General features: G+C 66.1%; 19 protein-coding genes. 11 read left to right on the top strand and 8 right to left on the bottom strand.

Annotated features, from left to right (window positions below):
- Positions 1 to 39 precede the first annotated feature (39 nt).
- Positions 40 to 420 (bottom strand): hypothetical protein, encoded by a 381-nt coding sequence (locus QTH97_RS10925; protein WP_286568159.1) that lies wholly within the window; start codon positions 418 to 420, stop codon positions 40 to 42.
- A gap of 326 nt (positions 421 to 746) precedes the next feature.
- Here QTH97_RS10925 and QTH97_RS10930 point away from each other — a divergent pair, with 326 nt between their 5' ends.
- The 5 genes from QTH97_RS10930 to QTH97_RS10950 are packed head-to-tail and all read left to right on the top strand — an operon-like array spanning position 747 to position 4,398.
- Positions 747 to 1,526, top strand: coding sequence for a transporter family protein (locus tag QTH97_RS10930; protein WP_286568160.1), 780 nt, complete (start codon positions 747 to 749; stop codon positions 1,524 to 1,526).
- Positions 1,527 to 1,536: 10 nt separating this feature from the next.
- Positions 1,537 to 1,950 (top strand): hypothetical protein, encoded by a 414-nt coding sequence (locus tag QTH97_RS10935; protein WP_286568161.1) that lies wholly within the window; start codon positions 1,537 to 1,539, stop codon positions 1,948 to 1,950.
- Between the two features lie 12 nt (positions 1,951 to 1,962).
- Positions 1,963 to 2,517, top strand: a complete 555-nt coding sequence (locus tag QTH97_RS10940; RefSeq protein ID WP_286568162.1) for a hypothetical protein — start codon at positions 1,963 to 1,965, stop codon at positions 2,515 to 2,517.
- 43 nt (positions 2,518 to 2,560) lie between these two features.
- Entirely contained in the window at positions 2,561 to 3,001 is a 441-nt protein-coding gene (locus tag QTH97_RS10945) for an outer membrane lipoprotein (RefSeq protein ID WP_286568163.1), read from the top strand.
- Positions 3,002 to 3,030: 29 nt separating this feature from the next.
- Positions 3,031 to 4,398 carry a patatin-like phospholipase family protein gene (locus QTH97_RS10950; protein WP_286568164.1) on the top strand — a complete coding sequence of 456 codons (1,368 nt, stop codon included), beginning with the start codon at positions 3,031 to 3,033 and terminating at the stop codon, positions 4,396 to 4,398.
- Positions 4,399 to 4,414: 16 nt separating this feature from the next.
- On the opposite strand, the gene QTH97_RS10955 is transcribed toward QTH97_RS10950, so the two are convergent.
- The 5 genes from QTH97_RS10955 to QTH97_RS10975 all read right to left on the bottom strand — a co-directional run bounded on the left by QTH97_RS10955 (position 4,415) and on the right by QTH97_RS10975 (position 9,135).
- Entirely contained in the window at positions 4,415 to 5,362 is a 948-nt protein-coding gene (locus tag QTH97_RS10955) for a SphA family protein (RefSeq protein ID WP_286568165.1), read from the bottom strand.
- A gap of 14 nt (positions 5,363 to 5,376) precedes the next feature.
- The gene (locus QTH97_RS10960; protein ID WP_286568166.1) at positions 5,377 to 6,336 is read right to left on the bottom strand and encodes a formylglycine-generating enzyme family protein; all 960 of its coding nucleotides are present in this window, start codon (positions 6,334 to 6,336) and stop codon (positions 5,377 to 5,379) included.
- A 129-nt stretch (positions 6,337 to 6,465) separates the two neighbouring features.
- Positions 6,466 to 7,353 carry a sensor histidine kinase gene (locus QTH97_RS10965; protein WP_286568167.1) on the bottom strand — a complete coding sequence of 296 codons (888 nt, stop codon included), beginning with the start codon at positions 7,351 to 7,353 and terminating at the stop codon, positions 6,466 to 6,468.
- A 36-nt stretch (positions 7,354 to 7,389) separates the two neighbouring features.
- Entirely contained in the window at positions 7,390 to 8,055 is a 666-nt protein-coding gene (locus tag QTH97_RS10970; protein ID WP_286568168.1) for a response regulator transcription factor, read from the bottom strand.
- 147 nt (positions 8,056 to 8,202) lie between these two features.
- Positions 8,203 to 9,135, bottom strand: coding sequence for an NmrA family NAD(P)-binding protein (locus tag QTH97_RS10975; protein WP_286568169.1), 933 nt, complete (start codon positions 9,133 to 9,135; stop codon positions 8,203 to 8,205).
- A 141-nt stretch (positions 9,136 to 9,276) separates the two neighbouring features.
- Here QTH97_RS10975 and QTH97_RS10980 point away from each other — a divergent pair, with 141 nt between their 5' ends.
- Complete coding sequence (locus tag QTH97_RS10980) at positions 9,277 to 10,254, top strand: AraC family transcriptional regulator (protein WP_286568170.1); 978 nt, start codon at positions 9,277 to 9,279, stop codon at positions 10,252 to 10,254.
- Positions 10,255 to 10,263: 9 nt separating this feature from the next.
- Here QTH97_RS10980 and QTH97_RS10985 read toward each other — a convergent pair whose 3' ends face one another.
- Positions 10,264 to 11,151: an SMP-30/gluconolactonase/LRE family protein gene (locus QTH97_RS10985; protein ID WP_286568316.1), complete on the bottom strand. Its 888-nt coding sequence runs from the start codon at positions 11,149 to 11,151 to the stop codon at positions 10,264 to 10,266.
- Positions 11,152 to 11,440: 289 nt separating this feature from the next.
- Positions 11,441 to 12,397, bottom strand: a complete 957-nt coding sequence (locus tag QTH97_RS10990) for a LysR family transcriptional regulator (RefSeq protein ID WP_286568171.1) — start codon at positions 12,395 to 12,397, stop codon at positions 11,441 to 11,443.
- Positions 12,398 to 12,487: 90 nt separating this feature from the next.
- Here QTH97_RS10990 and QTH97_RS10995 point away from each other — a divergent pair, with 90 nt between their 5' ends.
- The 5 genes from QTH97_RS10995 to mmsB all read left to right on the top strand — a co-directional run bounded on the left by QTH97_RS10995 (position 12,488) and on the right by mmsB (position 19,002).
- Positions 12,488 to 13,939 (top strand): aldehyde dehydrogenase family protein, encoded by a 1,452-nt coding sequence (locus tag QTH97_RS10995; protein ID WP_286568172.1) that lies wholly within the window; start codon positions 12,488 to 12,490, stop codon positions 13,937 to 13,939.
- 64 nt (positions 13,940 to 14,003) lie between these two features.
- The gene (locus tag QTH97_RS11000; RefSeq protein WP_286568173.1) at positions 14,004 to 14,969 is read left to right on the top strand and encodes an ABC transporter substrate-binding protein; all 966 of its coding nucleotides are present in this window, start codon (positions 14,004 to 14,006) and stop codon (positions 14,967 to 14,969) included.
- 155 nt (positions 14,970 to 15,124) lie between these two features.
- Positions 15,125 to 16,198, top strand: a complete 1,074-nt coding sequence (chvE, locus tag QTH97_RS11005) for a multiple monosaccharide ABC transporter substrate-binding protein (protein WP_286568174.1) — start codon at positions 15,125 to 15,127, stop codon at positions 16,196 to 16,198.
- Positions 16,199 to 16,271: 73 nt separating this feature from the next.
- The gene (gene mmsA, locus QTH97_RS11010) at positions 16,272 to 17,795 is read left to right on the top strand and encodes a multiple monosaccharide ABC transporter ATP-binding protein (protein WP_444813423.1); all 1,524 of its coding nucleotides are present in this window, start codon (positions 16,272 to 16,274) and stop codon (positions 17,793 to 17,795) included.
- Positions 17,785 to 19,002, top strand: coding sequence for a multiple monosaccharide ABC transporter permease (gene mmsB, locus QTH97_RS11015; protein WP_286568176.1), 1,218 nt, complete (start codon positions 17,785 to 17,787; stop codon positions 19,000 to 19,002). The genes mmsA and mmsB overlap by 11 nt, the downstream gene beginning before the upstream one ends.
- The last annotated feature ends 4 nt before the right edge of the window (positions 19,003 to 19,006 follow it).

The following is a 19,006-nucleotide window of genomic DNA, read 5'->3' on the forward strand; positions in this document are numbered from 1 at the left end:
ACATCACGGACTTCGCGTGCAGGTCCGCCGGAGGCCGGCTCACTGGGCGCGTCTTGTCTTGAGAAGGCTGCTGCGGCTCGTGCGGAGTTCCGCGAGCATCTTCAGTTGATCGCCGCAATCGGCCGGCGCCGCGACGAGGACAAAGGGACTGCGCCGGAGCGCCGTGATGGTCTTCTCGACTTCCGCCGGGTTGCGGTTCTTCGAGACCAGGCCGGCGGCGACAGCAGCCTTCGACTGCTTGAAGAAGGCCTTCTCGTACGCCGGCGTGCCGCAGCGCGCGGCTATGACGCGGTAGTCGGCCTCCTGTTGTTCGCCGGAAAGCACGGGCACCATGCCACCCGCCGGCTGGGCGTTGGCCGTCAACGGGACGGCGATGGCCCACACTGCAACGAAGGCTCCGATTTCGAGATGCGCTCTCATATGACCCCTGAATCCGATAACTCTCTTTGCTCGCGCGCTTCATCCTAAGCGGGCGTCCGCCTGGCGCGCCATCGGCCATGTGAACTATTGCGGACGAGGCTCGCCTTTCGATTCAAGGCGTCGCGATTGCACGAAGGAGATGCCGCCTTCCGGCGTCCGGCAAACCGTGCAGGAGTTGCCCCAAGGTGCAGAAGCGCTTGCCCATCGGGCCAATTTGCAGCTTTCGCGGGCACACCCCAAGATGGGTCTGTCATGCATCGAACACTGTCCTCGCCGTGAAGAATGCCGTGCCGCTCGCCGGTCGCCGCTTGCGGATGGCCGTGCCAATGGCATCGCTCGTCGCCGGCTGCGGTGCATGGGCCCAGCAGAGCGACGACGAGCTTCAAAAGCAACTCGTCAATCCGGTCGCCGACATCGTCACGCTGCCGTTCCAGTGGACGACCAATTTCAACACCGGGCCGTTCAGCAGGCCGCAGCACACGCTCAACATCCAGCCGGTCTATCCCGTCAAGCTCGACGGTGGCTGGTCGCTGATCAACCGCGCCATCGTGCCGCTGCTGTCGAATCCGGCCGTGCTGACGGGGCAGGACCGTGTGAACGGGCTGGGAGACATCACGTACGAGGGGTTCCTGGCGCCGCCGCCAGGCGCGGGCGGGCTGATCTGGGGCGTGGGGCCCGCCCTGGTCATGCCCACGGCCTCCGACGATCGCCTGGGCCAGGGCAAGTGGTCCATCGGGCCGGCCGTGGTTGCGCTGAAGGAGTCCGGTCCATGGAGCGTCGGCGCACTGGTGACGCAGGTGTGGTCCTTCGCGGGCGACGGCAACCGGCCCGACGTCAACGCCTTCTCGCTGCAGCCAATCGTCAGCTACAGGCTGGACTCGAAGCAGTCGATCGGGTACATCGGCATCATCACGTCGAACTGGGATGAAAAACGATCGAGCCAACGCTGGACAGTGCCGCTGGGCGTGTCGTATTCGCTACTGGTCAAGCCCGAGACCTTCGTTCCGATGAATTTCGTGGCCGGTGCCGGCTACAACGTCATCCGGCCGGACAATGCCTCGGATTGGTTCGTGCGCTTCCAGATCAATTTCATTCTGCCGAAATGAGGAGCCCATCATGCGAGTCAACGAGGGAATGAAGTGGGCGGTCATCGTCGCGGCTGCCGCTGCGGCGACGGTTGCCCCGGTGCCGTCCGCGGCCAGGCCGTGGACCATCTACAACGGGTTGCGCGACACGCCGATCGTCCAGTTCAAGCAGGCCGACATCGACCTGATGACGAAGACGATCAACCGCACCCTGGAGACCGGCCAGGACGGCGTCACGGTCAAATGGGAGAACCCCGGCACGCCCAACAGCGGCAGCGTCACGCCGGAGAAGGACCCGCAGGCTCGCGCCGGATGCAGGCTGGCGCGCATCGAGAACCGCCACGGCTCCATGCACAACGCGGGCGGATACATCTTCTGCAGGAACACGGACAAGAGCACCGTCAAGACCACGCCCTGGAAGGTGGTCGGGCCGTATGCCGGCTGAGCGGGAGCCATCATGAACGTGCGATCCGTCCTGCTGGCCCGGGGAGCCCTCGGCGTGCTCTTCGCGCTGTATCTGTTGGCGGCGCCCGCATCGGCGCAGTTGCAGCACCTGCTCGGACGCAACGGCGTCTATGGCCTCGTCGACGGCATCATCGGCCTGTTGCTGGCCTTCGCCCTGAACCGGTACCCACCCGCGAGATGGCTCTTCGCCCTGGTGCTGGCCGACGCCCTGATGCGCGTCGTGGTCGGCGTGGTGCTCTTCGCCTATCCGAACCTCGAGGCGCGCATCGTCGGCGCCGTCGCATTCTTCGGCACGCTCATCACGGTCTGCATTGCGCTGGGCATCGTCGGATTGGTCTTCGTGCTGATGAACCGCGGCGCCTCGCCCGAGGGGCCGCGCTCGGGGGCCACGCCCGCTGCCATCGCGAGCGCATGCACGCTGGCCTTCGGCGTCGCCCTGATGTTCGGATTCTCGACCGTCGACGGTCGACGAATGCTCGTCGGCATCTTCGCCCTGGCGTTGGGGCTGACGTTCCTGGTGACGGGTCTGCGGCTGAAACGCCCATGAACCCATTGGCTGATTCAACAACTTCAAAAGGAGCGAACTCATCATGAGCCAACTTTTCTCTCGCATCGCAGCCATCGCTTTGGCCCTCGTGCTGGCAGCCTGCGCGGCGCCCGGTTCCCAATCCGGGTCGATGGAGGTGCGCCAGGGCGTGATCGAGCAGATCATGCCGGCGGACATACAGAGTGATGCGCACACGGGCGTGGGCGCCGTCGTCGGCGGCCTCACCGGCCTGGGTATCGGCAGCTTGATCGGGGGCGGCACCGGCCGCGACGTTGCGATGGTCCTCGGCACCATCGGCGGCACCATCGCCGGGGCGCAGGTCGCCAAGCGCTATGACCGCCCGCAGCCGGGCCAGCAGATCATCGTCCGCACCAAGAGCGGCGTGCTGGTGACGGTGACCCAGCCGATCAACCCGGGCCTGCGCGTCGGGCAGCGCGTCTACATCGAAGGCAGCGGCGAGGGCGCCCGCGTCCTGCCGCAATGAGCGCGGGCCGCGCCCCGTGAGCTGAGCGCTTGGCCGCGATCCGCACCGTCCTCTGCGGCGTGCTGATCGCCGCGTGCCTGGCGGGCTGCTCCTCGGTGCGGCCGTGGATCAATGCGCCGCTGGTCGTCGATAGTGCGACCACGCCACCCATCGCCGCCTCGGCCGATCCGAGCATCGTCGTCGCGGTGACGCTCTCCGGTGGTGGCGCGCGAGCCGCTGCCTTCGGCTATGGGGTGCTGACGGAACTGCATCGCACCACCTTCCGCTGGAACGGCCGGGAAACCGACCTGCTGACGACGGCCGACGTCATCACCGGCGTGTCGGGCGGCAGCATCCTGGCGGCGTACTACGCGGCCTTCGGCGTCGAGAGGCTGCCTGATTTCGAGCGCGACTTCCTGCGGCAGAACTTCCAGAACGGCCTTATCACCCAGACGCTGCGCCCGGTGCATCTCTACAAGATGACCTCGCCCTGGTACGGGCGCAGCAACGTTCTCGCGGAGCGGCTGGACGAGCTCTACGAGGGCCGCACCTTCGCCGACGTCGAGGACAACCCGCCGCGCACGCAACTCATCATCGCGGCGACCGACATGTCCCTGGGCACCACCTTCGAATTCACGCGGGAGCAGTTCGCTCTGATCTGCTCCGACCTGCGCAGCGTGCCGCTGGCTTTTGCGGTGGCGGCCTCCTCGGCGGTGCCGATCGTGCTGAGCCCGATGGGGCTGAAGAACTACGCGGGCGAGTGCCTCGATCAAGGCGTGCGGACACCGGAGGTCTTCGGAGCCGGTACCGACTATCGCGCGCGCATGTACCGCTCGCAGTCCAAGAGCTACCTCGATGCGAAGCGGCGCCCCTATATCCACCTGGTCGACGGTGGCCTGGCGGACAACCTCGGTGTGCGCCGGATGCTCGATCGCGCGCTCGCCGGCGGCGGCCTGCGCCGGAGCCTGTCCAACGCGGGCCTGCCGCCCGGCAGCATCCGCAAGCTGGTGCTGGTCACCGTCAACTCCGAGCGGGACCCCGCCAACAACATCGACGCGGACGACAAGGTGCCCGGCCTCGCACAGGTCAGCGACGCGCTGCTCTTCGGTACCGGCTCGCGCGCGACCATCGAGACGCAGGAGTTCCTCACAGACATCACGCGCCAGTGGCGCGCGGACCTCAAGACCCACCGCGGCGACGGCTCCGACGCCTTCGCGGCGGATGCGGAAATCCATGTGGTGGCGGTCAACCTGCGTGACGCCGAGGGGGACACACGCCGCGAACTGCTGCAGACGCCGACGGCGTTCTCGATCAGCGGTTGGGAAGTCACGCAGCTGATCGACGCGGGCCGCGACGTCCTGCGCCGCTCACCCGAATTCCAGGCGCTGCTGAAGTCGCTGGGCGCCAAGCCCGACTGAGGGAACCTGGCGCGCCCTACATGAATGGCAGCGTGAGATTCACCGACACGCCATTGCCCTTGGGCCGGTTCTTGGCTTCCACGTCATAGACCCACCGCGCCGAGAAGGCGGCCGGCTGGGTGCCGATCTTCCCGCTCCAGGTGACGATGGGCCCCAGGCCCACGGCACGGCCCTTGAAGCCGTTGAGCTTGTCCGCCGTGGGTCCCGTGTCGTCCTCGAACTGCTCGATCCAGCCGCCGACGACACCGAGATGCCATTGCGGCGCGATAGTGGTGGTCCACATGGCATCGATGCGGAACACCGCGCCGTTCTTGTAGTCGGTGTCGTCGTTGCGCGTGTAGAAGTCGAACGCCGCCAGCGCAGTGAATTCGCCGCCGCCTTTCAGCAGCCGGGTGTACGCGACCGTCGGCGAGAAGGTCCAGGTGTTCTGGCCGGCATTGGCGAGGCGGTCCGAGTTGTACGAGCCCGTCGGTGCATAGAAGGGCACGGAAAGGGCGAGATGCTCGGTCTCGCTGATGTGATAACCCGCGATGAGCGGGTTGAACAGCATGTCGGCGAAGTGCGTGTTGCTGTCGCTGACCGTGGCGCTGCGCAATGGGCCGGCGATGTCGATCTCGGCCTTGGTGTATTGCACCGGCAGCCCGATGGCCGACGCGAAGTTCCAGCGGCCCGGCCCCGTATTCCACACATAGGTGAGGTTCGCGATGTTGTAGACCGCCGTGGCCTCCAGCCCGACGCCGAGGGTGCGGCCGAGGGACACCTGGCGGGAGCCGTCCATGTCGCCCGAGAAGTAGATGCTGGCCAGCGACAACGCGAAGCCCGGCGTCGGCGGCACGATGCCGGCATCGGAGTACACCTGCTGGGCGGTGATCGGGCGCCCGATGCCGCCTTCGGTCGCTGCCGCGCCGAAGGAGGCCAGCATCAGGGCCGTCCACAGCGTGCACCGGACAAGGGGCTTCGTCATCGTTCTTCCTTTCATCACGCTTGCGCCGGCTCCTTGCGCACGATGCAGCGAAAGCCCAGGTGGCAGGTCGCCGTGTCGATCGGCTGCGCCATCCGCGCGGCCGGCCGATAGCGATGGCAGTAGTTCGGCGCGCAGAGGTGCGAGCCGCCCTTCATCACCCGGCGCGGAATGCGGACCTCCGGCGTGCGCGGGTCGTAGCTTCCATCGACCTGACCGCCGCGCGGGTTGTCGAGCGTGCAGCAGCTATGGGTGATCTTCCCGTGCTCCTGGTACCAGTCGGTGGTCCATTCCCAGACATTGCCGGCCATGTCGTACAGGCCGTAGCCGTTCGGCGGAAACGAGCCGACCGGCGCGGTCCATTCGTAGCCGTCCTGCAGCAGGTTCTGCCACGGGAATTCGCCCTGCCAGCTGTTCGCCATCAATTTCCCGCCGGGGCTGAACTCATTGCCCCAGGTGTACTCGGCGCCTTCGAGCCCGCCGCGCGCGGCGTATTCCCACTCGGCTTCGGTGGGCAGCTCCTTGCCGGCCCACCTTGCATAAGCCTCGGCATCCTCGAAAGCGACATGCACGACCGGATGCTTCCAGAGGCCCTGCAGCGAGCTGCCCGGCCCGCGAGGATGGCGCCAGTCGGCGCCGCGCTGGTAGGTCCACCAGTTGTAGGGATTGCCCATGTCCACCGGCCCGGGTGTCTTCTGGAACACGACCGACGAAGGCGCGAGCAGCGAGGGGTCCGCGCCCGGATAGTCCTCGGGATTGGCCGGACGCTCGGCCAGCGTGACGTGGCCGGTCGCCTCCACGAAGCGCTTGAACTCCGTGTTGGTCACGGCGTGCGTGTCGATCCAGAAGCCCTTGACGGCCACCTTGTGGGGCGGGGCTTCCTCCGGATAGTGCCGGTCCGATCCCATGAGGAAGGTACCGTCGGGAATCCAGACCATGCCTTCGGTTCGCGTTCTGCTCTGGAGTGCTGTCGTCATGATGGATCGCCAATCTCGGTGAATCGATGATGGAGGCGCCAGTGTGCATTGCCCATCGGCCCGATGGGCAACGCGCTTTGCACCTTGGGGCAATCGTGCAAATCGATGCGCGCGATCGAGCGGCGCATCCTAGGCCGACGGGATCCCGGCGGCCGCCTTGCGGCCCGTGCGCCTGTGCGCCACGCCGATGGTGGGCAGCGACACCCTGAACAGCGCGCCGGCCTGGTCGTTGGTGCAGACCTCGATCTTGCCGCCGTGCGCGTCGACGATGGTCTTCACGATGGCGAGGCCCATGCCCATGCCTTCCGGCTTGGTCGAGTAGAAAACCTTGAAGATCTCCGGCAGCTTGCTGGCGCCCACGCCGGGCCCGCTGTCGGCGACGGTGAAGACCGCGGTCCCCTTGTCGCCCTTTTCCGTCGTCAGCTTGAGCATGCGCTGGTCTGGCGGCAGTTGGCTCATGGCCTCCATGCCGTTGGTCGCCAGGTTCACCAGCACCTGCTGCAGGTGCATGCCGTCGCCCATGACGGGCGGCAGGCCGGGCGCGAGATCGAACTGCAGGCGGGTCTGATGGCGCTGCGCGAGCTGGCCGAGCAGGCCCCTGCTCGCCGCGATCACGTCGTTCAGCTCCAGCATCGTGGCTTCGAGCGAACGCTTGCCGAGCAAGGTCCTCAGCTTCTGGATGATCTGCCTGATCCGCAGGACATCGTCGCGGATGTCCGTCAGGATGCTCTTGAGTTCGTCGGCCGGCAGCGGCTGCTGCTTCCATAGCAGGGCGCCAGCATCCACGTTCGCCAGGATGGCGCTCAGCGGCTGGTTGATCTCGTGGGTGATGGATGCCGTCAGTTCGTCGACGCTGTGGATCGGGCCGGCGTTTCCCGCAGCGGCCGGGTGGCGCTGCATCGGCCGGAGCGCCATCGAAACGCGCCGACGGCTCGAGCTCATCGCGGGCCACACGGTCGCCAGCAGCAAGACGATCAGCGCCGAGACCGCGATCCCCGCGGTGGGCTTGGGCGACATGGCAATGCGCCTGGGGGCTCTGGCTCGCGAGCGCGCTCAGGCGCCGACGCGACTGAAGGACTGGGGTGCCGCGCCAAGTTGCCCGACCGCCCGGACCAGGTCGGCCAGCGAGCTCACCTCCATCTTTTCCATGACATGCGCGCGATGCGCCTTGACCGTCCGTTCCGCGGCGCCGAGTTCGGCGCTGATCTGCTTGTTGAGCGCGCCATTGACGACCATATCGAGCACTTGCCGCTCGCGAGGGCTCAGGCGCGAGTAGCGGGTCTGCAGTGCAAACAGCCGGCGATGCGCCTGGCGCCGGATGGCGTCCTCGTGTACGGCCTTGTTCACCACCGACAATAGCGCATCGCCATCCACCGGCTTGAAGAGGAAGTCCGCAGCGCCGGCCTTCATGGCGCGGAGGGTTTCATGCACGGTCGCTTCGGCCGTGACGAAGATCACCGGCAGCGGCTCCGGTTGCGTGGCGACCATTTCCTGGAGATCCAGCCCGCTCGGGCCGGGCATGTGAATGTCCAGCACCAAGCAGCCCGGTGCGCTCCCGATGCCTTCGAGCAGCATCTCGCCCACCGATCCGTACTCCGCCACGCGATGCCCGGCCGCACGCAGCAACCGTTGCACCGCGCGCCTGAACGACACGTCGTCGTCGATCAGGCGAATGACCGGGGTTTCTTCCGCTGGATTCAAGGCCGTCATTTCACTCATTCCACATCTCCCGGGCCGTCGCACGCGACGGCCGTTCAAGGTTGGGCGCTGAAACAGCGAGGATTGGACGTGCATTGAACACGCAGCGAAGGTGCATGACAACCTGCCCTTTGGTGTAAGGCACTACAAGATGTCTTGAAAATGTAGCTAATTTGTCTTAACAAATTCACGAGTTGAAAGTAAAGCCGCGTGAGCCCCGGCGAGCCTCCCGGCGAAGTCCTCGAAGGCCGTCGGAGTGCTGCTGCGATGGGTGCCTCGATCGAGAGGATGAACCCTGTTGGCGTTGAATGCGCGCGTCATCTCGATGTAGAGATCGGCGAAGCCCGCCGAGAGGCCTGCGCCGACCAGTGCGTTCGCCATCTCGGCATCGGACAGCTGGACGTAGGTCAGATCGGGCTGCCCGATGCGCTCGCCCAGGATGCGGGCGACCTCGGCGTGGCTCAGGTCGCGCGGGCCAAGCAGTTCGCGCACGGCGATGCCGCTCCAGTTTCGCTGGATGAGCGCCTGTGCCGCGACGGCGGCAATGTCGTCGGCGGCGACCATCGGCATGGCGATGTCCGGTGCGACGGAATCGGCCAGCACGCCCGTTTGCCTGACGACATCCAGCGCCTCGAAGAAGTTCTCGAAGAAGGAGGCAGGGCGAAGAAGGAGAAGGTCGATGCTCGCGATGCGCTGAAGTTGCAGTTCCTGTGCGTGCAGGCCTGAGATCACGCCGGTCGCTTCCGGCAGATCCGCTCCCAGGCTGCTGAGCGCAACGACGCGGGGGACACCGCTTTTGCGGACCGCGTCGGCGATGGCTTCACCCTCCCTTGCCTGCCGCGCCGCATAGTCGGGCGCACGGCGATCGGTCGCCAGCAGGGTGTAGACGGCGTCCGCTTCGCGAAACGCCTCGGCCAGGAAGCCCGCATCGGCCACATCGCCGGTTCGAACTTCGGCGCCGGCACTCTGGAGTGCCGAGAGCTTGCCTTGATTCCTTCCGAGCGCGCGAACCTTGGCGCCGGACTTCAACAGGCGCTGTGCGATGTTCGAGCCCGTGTGCCCGGTCGCGCCCATGACGGTGATGGTGGGGACGGTGTTCATGCTGCGTTGCTCCAAGTGGTTTTGCATGAAGTCCACTATCGCGACTGGAGGCCGGTGCATCAATGTCCAACGGTCGCGCTTTCATGCTCATACGTCCAGTCCCGCTGGACGATGAGGTGCGCGCTGCGCATACTGCGCCGCATGAAGCTCAAGGAAGCCCTGGTACCGGTCGACCCGCTCGGCGAGGCCCTGCATTTCCTGCGGATGAGCGGCATCTTCTATTGCCGCTCGGAGTTCACCGCCCCTTGGGGGCTCGCGCTGCCGCCGATGGAGGACAGCCTGATGTTCCATGTCGTGACCTCGGGACAGTGCTGGCTCGAGGTCGACGGCGAGGAACCGCAGCTGCTGCAACCGGGCGAATTCGCGCTCGTGCCGCACGGCGAAGGCCATCGTCTCGTCTGCGAGCCCGGCGCCGAGACTGCGAAGCTGTTCGAGTTGCCGCGCGATCAGGTCAGCGAGCGCTACGAACTCCTGCAGCACGGCGGCGGCGGCGCGCCGACCCATCTGGTCTGCGGTGCGGTGCGCTTCGACCATCCGGCCGCGCACCATCTCGTGAAGCTGCTTCCGCCGGTGATCCGCATCGACGCGCCCGGTGCGCGCGAACTCGACTGGGTCGGCAGCCTGCTCCGCTTGATGGCCGTCGAGGCGCAGGAGTTGCAGCCGGGAGGCGACACGGTCATCACGCGGCTGGCCGACATCCTCGTGGTGCAGGCGATTCGCGCATGGATGGCGAAGGACCCGGCCGCCCGGACCGGATGGCTCGGCGCGCTGCAGGACAAGCAGATCGGCCGCGCCATCTCGCTGATCCACCGCGATGCCGCGCGGCCGTGGACGGTGGCGGCGCTGGCGCGCGAGGTGGCGATGTCGCGCTCGGCGTTTGCGGCGCGCTTCACGGCGCTGGTCGGTGAGCCCGCCATGCGCTACGTGGCGCGCTGGCGCATGCATCTGGCGCTCAATTCACTGCAGGAGAAGGATGCACGGCTGTGCGATCTGGCAAGCCGTTTCGGCTATCAGTCCGAGGCGGCGTTCAGCCGGTCCTTCAAGCGGTACATCGGTGTGTCGCCAGGGGCGGCGCGGCGCAGGCGTTCGGCCGCCGACGAGGGGCGCTTGCGTGCGTGAAAGCCGGCTTCACCCGCCGAACAACGAAGCGGGCAGGCCGGGCACGTCGAGCTGAACGGCGAAGAGCCCGCCCGCTTCAGGCTCGGCCTCTCGCTGCTCCGGGGTGAGGCCGGTGGTGGCACTCGTGATGTAGAGCGTGCACAGATCGGGGCCTCCGAACGCGCAATTGGTGATGTGGCTTGTCGGCAGCTGGATGCGGCAGAGTTCGTCGGCGCTGACCGGATCGTGGCAACTGACGCAGGCGCCGCCCCAATGCGCGATCCAGAGCCGTCCCGCCGCATCCGTCGTCATGCCATCCGGAAAGCCGTCGCCGCGCGCGAAGCGGCGCCACTCGCGCTTGTTGGAGGGGGTGCCGGATGCTTCATCGAAGTCGTAGGCGTAGATGCGGCTGGTGACGGTGTCGTTGAAGTACATGGTCCGTCCGTCCAGCGACCAGGTGGGCCCGTTGGTGACGGCAAAGCCTTGGTCGTGGCGGCTGCAGCTTCCATCGGGGTCGAAGCGGTAGAGCGAGCCGCTGGGCGCTTCGCACGCGAAGTCCATGGTGCCGCCCCAGAAGCGGCCCTGCGCATCGCACTTGCCATCGTTGAAGCGGTTGGCGGCGAGTTCCGGTTCGGGCTGATGCAGGTACCTGGGCGCAACGTCGCCCGCGGCCGGGTCGAACAGGGCGAAGCCCCGGCGCAGCGTCACGATGAGGCCGGGTGCGCTGGATCGTTCTGCAACTGCGGAGATCTCTTCGTCGAAGCTCCAACTCGTTTGGCCATTGCTCGCCGGGTCGAAACGATGCAGACGGCTTTCAAGGATGTCGACCCAGTAGAGCGCCTGCTCGCGCTGCGACCACAGGGTGCCTTCGCCCAGAGTCGCGTTTGCAGGCCAGACGCAACGAGGCGCTTCGAGCATTGCAGGGGTTGTGGGGCAGATGGCAGAGGGTGTTGCGTTCAAGGATGTCTCCTGGGGGGCGGGAGGTTCCGCACTGTGTACTTATCTAGGGGGCAAGGGAAGTCTTGTCCGCGGGGGTGGACGCCCGGCAGGCGGTGCGGGCTGGCCGACCTCGCTGCGCCGGCCCTTCGGGCTTCCTTGCGGACCCCGCCTGTCGTGAGCAGCGCAGGGCAGCCGCGAAGCGGCCGGTGACGTCGGCCAGCCCAGGGCACACCGCCCGACGACGCCACCCCATCGGTCGAAAGCAGCGTCAGTCCTCAAGCCGCCGCCCATACGCCGCAAAGCTCTGCGCCTTCAACGCCTTCATCATCACCTTGGCTGCAGGCGACAACAAACGGTCGGTGCGCGTGATGATCCCGAACGCATCCATGTGGCAAGGAATCTCGATCGGCAGCAGCGACACGATCCCATGCGCCGCGTAGTAGCGCGCCACGTCCGTGGCAAGCACCGCCACCATGTCGCTCTGCTGCAGCATCCGCGTGATGAAGAGCAGCGCGGCCGTCTCGATCACGTTGATCGGCGGCGCCAGACCTTCCTCCTGGAACATCAGCTCGAAGCGATGGCGCAGGACGCTGCCCGCCGGCGGCACGATCCAGCCCGCCGACACCAGGTCGCGCAAGCCGAGCCCTGCCATGCCCAGGAGCGGGTGCCCCGGCCGCACCAAAGCGCAGACCGGCTCCTCCGTCAGCGCCTCGTAACGCAGGTTGCTCTTGTCGTGCTCCGCGAAGAGCCGCGCCACGAGCAGATCGAGCTTGCCTTGTTCCAGACGTTCCAGCAGCACCGGGCTCGTCTCGATCTCCAGCGATACGCGCAGATTCGGATGATCGCGCTTCACCTGTGCCACTGCCGGCGGCAGCAGCACCAGCCCCGGCGCAGTGATCGCGCCGATGTTGACCTGCCCCGCGCTGCCCGCCTTGAGCGCCGTGAGCTCGTCATGCGCCTGATTGAGGCTCGCGAGTGCAATGCGCGCGTGGCGGATCATCGTCTCGCCGTACCAGGTCGGCCGCATCCCGCGCGGCAGACGTTCGAACAGCGGCACTTCCAGCACGTCTTCCAGATCCTTCAACAACTTCGACGCGGCCGGTTGCGTCATGCTCAGCACCTGCGCCGCGCGATGGATGTTGCCTTCCTCGGCCAGTGCCACGAGCAACAGCAGTTGCCGGGTCTTGAGGCGCGCACGGATGAACCAGTGCGTGTAGTTGGTCATATGGGGTTTACCTGAATGCCGCTTCTGATATCTATTCCACCGAAATATTGATTGGAAAGATATGAGGGCGATTCCTACACTCGCCCCACTTTGAAGCGCAGTGACCTCCAACAGAACGCACGGCAGTACATCAACGGCCGCTGGGAGACGGGTGTCACCACGGGAATCAGTGAAAACCCGTCCGACACCCGCGAAGTGGTCGCGGAATACGCTCGCGCGGATCGCAACCAGACCGAGCTGGCGATCCGCGCCGCGGCCGACGCCTTCCCGCATTGGAGCCAGACGACGCCGCAACGGCGCGCCGACGTGCTCGACCAGATCGGCAGCGAGATCCTCGCGCGCCGCGATGAACTCGGCACGCTCCTCGCCCGCGAAGAAGGCAAGACCCTGCCCGAGGCGATCGGCGAAGCGGCGCGTGCCGGCCACATCTTCAAGTTCTTCGCCGGCGAGGCCTTGCGCGGCGACGGCGAAACGCTCGCCTCCGTCCGGCCCGGCGTTCAGGTCGACATCACGCGCGAGCCACTCGGCGTCGTCGGCCTCATCACGCCCTGGAACTTCCCGCTCGCCATCCCCGCATGGAAGATCGCGCCCGCGCTGGCCTGCGGCAACAGCGTCGTGTTCAAGCCGGCCGAACTGGTGCCTGCCTGTGGCTGGGCGCTGGCCGAGATCATCAGCCGCGCGGCGTTGCCGGCCGGCACCTTCAACCTCGTGATGGGCAGCGGACGCGAAGTGGGACAGACCATCGTCGACAGCCCGCTCGTGGATGCGATCAGTTTCACCGGATCGGTCGCCACCGGCGAACACATACTGCAGGCCGCCGCCCGCCGGCGCGCCAAGGTGCAACTGGAGATGGGCGGCAAGAACCCCCTCGTGGTGCTTGCCGACGCAGACCTCGACCGCGCCGTCGACTGCGCGGTGCAGGGCGCCTACTTCTCGACCGGCCAGCGCTGCACCGCATCGAGCCGCCTGATCGTCGAGGCAACGGTGCACGACGCCTTCGTCTCGCGCGTGCGCCACCGCCTCGCGGCACTCAAGATCGGCCACGCACTGGCGCAGGGCACCGACATCGGGCCGGTGGTCGACCGCCACCAGCTGGAACGCAACCTCGCCGCCATCGAGAGCGCCACTGCGGAAGGCGCCCAGCACATGGGCGGCGGTGAGCGGCTCAATCGCGCGACCACCGGCTACTACATGAGCCCGGCGCTCTTTCTCGCCAGGCCCGAGCACCGCGTCGCGCGCGACGAGATCTTCGGGCCCGTGGCCTGCGTACTGCGCGCCGACGACTACGAGCACGCGCTGGCGCTGGCCAACGACACGCCCTTCGGCCTGTGCGCCGGCATCTGCACCACGTCGCTGTCGCGGGCCATGCACTTCAAGCGCCACGCGAGGGTCGGCGTGACCATGGTCAACCTGCCGACCGCCGGCGTGGACTACCACGTGCCCTTCGGCGGCCGCAAGGCATCGAGCTACGGTCCGCGCGAGCAGGGGCGACACGCCGCGGAGTTCTACACCACCGTCAAGACCGGCTACGTGCTGGCCTGAGCGACAGGAGAAGCAGATAACAAGAAAAGAAGAGTTTCTTTCACCACGTCAACCAGGAGACAACATGAAACTGAATCGTCGCACGCTCAACATTGCGCTCGCCACCGCGTCGCTGTCCTCCCTGCTGCCCGTCACGGCACTGGCGCAGAAGAAGATCGTTCTGGGCTTTGCCCAGGTCGGCGCGGAAAGCGAATGGCGCACAGCCAACACCGAGTCGATCAAGTCGGCGGCCAAGGAGTCCGACATCGATCTCAAGTTCTCCGACGCGCAGCAGAAGCAGGAGAACCAGATCAAGGCGATCCGTTCCTACATCGCGCAGAAGGTCGATGTCATCGCCTTCTCGCCGGTGGTCGAATCGGGTTGGGAAACCGTGCTGAAGGAGGCCAAGGCCGCCAACATCCCCGTGGTGCTGACCGACCGCTCCGTCAACACCAAGGACGACTCGCTCTACGTCACTTTCATGGGCTCGGACTTCGTCGAGGAAGGCCGCAAGGCCGGCCGCTGGCTGGTCGAGAAGGAAAAGGGCAACGCCGGGCCGATCAACATCGTCGAGTTGCAGGGCACCGTGGGCTCGGCGCCGGCGATCGACCGCAAGAAGGGCTTCGAGGAGATCATCAAGGCCGACCCGAAGTTCAAGATCATCCGCTCGCAGACCGGCGACTTCACGCGCGCCAAGGGCAAGGAAGTGATGGAGGCCTTCCTGAAGGCCGAGGGCAAGAAGATCAATGTGCTCTACGCGCACAACGACGACATGGCGATCGGCGCCATCCAGGCCATCGAGGAAGCGGGCATGAAGCCGGCGCAGGACATCATCATCATCTCGATCGACGCGGTGAAGGGCGCCTTCGAGGCCATGATGGCCGGCAAGCTCAACGTGTCGGTCGAATGCAGCCCGCTGCTGGGGCCGCAACTGATGAGCGCGGTGAAGGACATCAAGGCCGGCAAGCCCATCCCCAAGCGCATCCTCACGAAGGAAGGCATCTTCCCCATGGAAGTCGCCAAGGCTGAATTCCCCAGTCGAAAGTACTGACCCCCAGGCTCGCGCACTTCGTGTCGCTCTCCACCCCCTTCCAGGGGGCGCCGCCAGCGGCCCGGCAGAGCCGGTTCCGCGGCGGCCCACCAAATGCGGCGCGCTGCGCGGCGGCCGTCGAGCGGAATGACTGATTGAACGATGGAGACCCTGAAATGAAACGCAACTTTCTCAAGACCCTGCTGGCCGGTGCTGCCACCACGTTGCTCATCGGCGTCGCGCCGTGGGTCCATGCCCAGGACAAGGGGCTCATCGCCATCTCGATGCCGACCAAGTCGTCGGCGCGGTGGATTGCCGACGGGTCGAACATGGTCAAGTACTTCAACGAGAAGGGCTACAAGACCGACCTGCAATACGCCGACGACGACATTCCCAACCAGCTCGCGCAGGTCGAGAACATGGTGACGAAGGGCGCCAAGGTGCTGGTCATCGCCGCGATCGACGGCACCACGCTCTCGGACGTTCTGCAGAAGGCCGCCGACAAGGGCGTGAAGGTCATCGCCTATGACCGGCTCATCAAGGGCTCGAAGAACGTCGACTACTACGCCACCTTCGACAACTACCAGGTCGGGGTGCTTCAGGCCAGCTACATCGAGCAGGCGCTGAAGCTCAAGGAGGGCAAGGGCCCCTACAACATCGAGCTCTTCGGCGGGTCGCCGGACGACAACAACGCCTTCTTCTTCTACAACGGCGCGATGTCGGTGCTCAAGCCCTACCTCGACAGCGGCAAGCTGGTGGTCCGCAGCAAGCAGATGGGCATGGAGAAGGTCTCGACCCTGCGCTGGGACGGTGCGGTCGCGCAGTCGCGCATGGACAACCTGCTGTCGGCCTACTACACCAAGGACCGCGTGGATGCCGTGCTCTCGCCCTATGACGGCCTGTCGATCGGCATCATCTCCTCGCTCAAGGGCGTGGGCTATGGCACGGCGCAGCAGCCGATGCCGGTAGTGACGGGGCAGGACGCCGAAGTGCCTTCGGTGAAGTCGATCCTCAAGAAGGAGCAGACTTCCACCGTGTTCAAGGACACGCGCGAACTGGCCAAGGTCACGGTGGGCATGGTCGACGCCATGCTGGCGGGCAAGCAGCCGGAGGTGAACGACACGAAGACCTACAACAACGGCGTGAAGGTCGTGCCGTCCTACCTGCTGAAGCCGGTGAGCGTCGATGCGTCGAACTGGAAGCAGGCGCTTGTCGACAGCGGCTACTACAAGGAGAGCCAGATCAAGTAGCCGCCGCATGCGATGCGGTGCCGGCTGGCGCCGCAGGCTCGAAGGAGACAGGGTGAACGAAGTGATTCTGGAGATGCGCGGCATCACCAAGACCTTTCCGGGCGTGAACGCGCTGGACAACGTCAACCTCGCGGTGCGCGCGGGCGAGATCCATGCGGTGGTCGGCGAGAACGGCGCGGGAAAATCCACGCTGATGAAGGTGCTCAGCGGTGTGTACCCCTGCGACTCGTACGAGGGCGAAATCCACTTCGAGGGTGAGCTGCGCCGCTTCAGGGGCATCGCCGACAGCGAGAAGCTCGGCATCATCATCATCCACCAGGAGCTGGCGCTGGTGCCGCTGCTGTCCATTGCGGAGAACATCTTCCTCGGCAACGAGACGGCGCGTGGCGGCGTGATCGACTGGTTCGAGGCCTACGCCCGGACGCGCGAGCTGCTGGCGAAGGTGGGGCTCAAGGAACAACCCACCGCGCTTATCACCAACCTGGGCGTCGGAAAGCAGCAGCTGGTGGAGATCGCGAAGGCGCTCTCGAAAGAGGTCAAGCTGCTGATCCTCGACGAGCCCACCGCGAGCCTCAACGAAAGCGACAGCGACGCGCTGCTGAAGCTGCTGCTGGAACTCAAGGGGCAGGGCATCGCCTCGATCCTCATCTCGCACAAGCTCAACGAGATCGCGAAGGTGGCGGATTCGATCACGGTGCTGCGCGATGGCGCGACCGTCGAGACGATGGAATGCCGCGCCGCGCCGATCAGCGAGGACCGCATCATCCGCGGCATGGTCGGGCGCGACATGGCGCACCGCTATCCGGAGCGCACGCCGAACATCGGCGAGATGCTCTTCGAGGTGCGCGACTGGCACGTGCATCACGCGCTGCACGCCGACCGCGAGCAGATCAAGGGCGTGAACCTGCATGTGCGCAGCGGCGAGATCGTCGGCATCGCGGGCCTGATGGGCGCCGGACGCACCGAGTTCGCGATGAGCGTGTTCGGCCGCTCCTACGGCCAGCGCATCAGCGGCTCGGTCCGGATGCGCGGCAAGGAGGTGGACGTCGGCACGATCCGGAAGGCCATCGACCACGGCATCGCCTACGTCACCGAGGATCGCAAGAGCGCGGGCCTGGTGCTGGAGGAAGACATCCGCAAGAACGTGAGCCTTGCCAACCTCGCCGCGGTGTCGGAGCGCGGTGTGATCGACGAGGGCCGCGAGTTCAAGGTGGCGAGCGACTACCGGCGGGCGCTCAACATCCGCTGCGCCGGGGTCGACCAGCGCGTCGTCAACCTGTCGGGTGGAAACCAGCAGAAGGTGGTGCTGAGCAAGTGGCTGTTCGCCAAGCCGGAACTGCTGATCCTCGACGAGCCGACGCGCGGGATCGACGTCGGTGCCAAGTACGAGATCTACACCATCATCGACCAGCTGGCGAGCGAGGGAAAAGGCATTCTCATGATTTCGTCCGAACTGCCGGAACTGCTCGGCATGTGCGACCGCATCTACGTGATGAACGAGGGGCGCTTCGTCGCCGAGTTTCCTGCGGCCGAGGCTTCGCAGGAAAAGATCATGCGCGTCATCGTCGCCTCGGGGAGCAGCGTCCATGCCGCCTGAAGTCGATGCCGTGAAGCCGGCCACCCCGATCAGCGCACCGGCCTCGACCGGCGGGGAGCACGCGGGCTTCCTCAAGAACAACCTGCGCGAGTACGGCATGCTGATCTCGCTGGTCGCGATCATGGTGCTGTTCCAGGTGCTGACGGACGGCACGCTGATGCGGCCGCTGAACCTCACCAACCTGCTGCTGCAGAACAGCTACATCGTGATCATGGCGCTGGGCATGCTGCTGGTGATCGTGGCTGGCCACATCGACCTGTCGGTGGGCTCGGTGTGCGGCTTCATCGGCGCACTCGCGGCGGTGCTGATGGTGGAATACGAATGGCACTTCGTGCCGACCTTCATCGTGTGCCTGGTCGCGGGCGGCGTGATCGGTGCGGCGCAGGGCTGGTTCGTGGCCTTCTTCCGGATTCCGTCCTTCATCGTCACGCTGGCGGGCATGCTGGTCTTCAAGGGGCTCACCTTGGCGCTGCTGGCGGGGCAGTCGGTAGGGCCGTTTCCTGAAGCCTTCCAGAAGCTGAGCTCAGGCTTCGTGCCCGATGTGTTCGGCGGCGAGAGCCTGCGCACCACATCGCTGCTGCTCGGTGCGCTGGCGGCCGCCGCGCTGGTGTTCTTCAAGCTGCGCGGCCGCGCCAGGCTCGCGCAGCACGGCATGGCTCAGGAGCCCTATGCCTTCTTTCTCGCCAAGAACCTGTTCTTCGCGGCGGCCATCCTGCTGCTCAGTTACCTGCTGGCGACCTACAAGGGACTGCCGAACGTGCTGATCGTGATGGCGGTGCTGATCGTGGCCTACGACTTCGTGACCAACCGCACCACGGTGGGCCGCCGCATCTACGCACTCGGCGGCAACGAGAAGGCGGCGCGGCTGTCGGGCATCAAGACGCAGCGGCTGGCCTTCTTCACTTTCGTGAACATGGGCGTGCTCGCGGCGTTGGCCGGGCTGGTGTTCGCGGCGCGGCTCAATACGGCGACGCCCAAGGCGGGGCTGGGCTTCGAACTGGACGTGATCGCCGCCTGCTTCATCGGCGGCGCCTCGGCTTCGGGCGGCGTGGGCAAGGTCATGGGCGCGGTGATCGGCGCTTTCGTGATGGGGGTGATGAACAACGGCATGTCCATTCTCGGCATCGGCATCGACTACCAGCAGGTCATCAAGGGGCTCGTCCTCTTGGCTGCAGTCTTCATCGACGTCTACAACAAGAACAAATGAAGCA

The organism is Variovorax gracilis (assembly GCF_030317115.1).
In the GTDB taxonomy this organism is placed as follows: domain Bacteria; phylum Pseudomonadota; class Gammaproteobacteria; order Burkholderiales; family Burkholderiaceae_C; genus Variovorax; species Variovorax gracilis.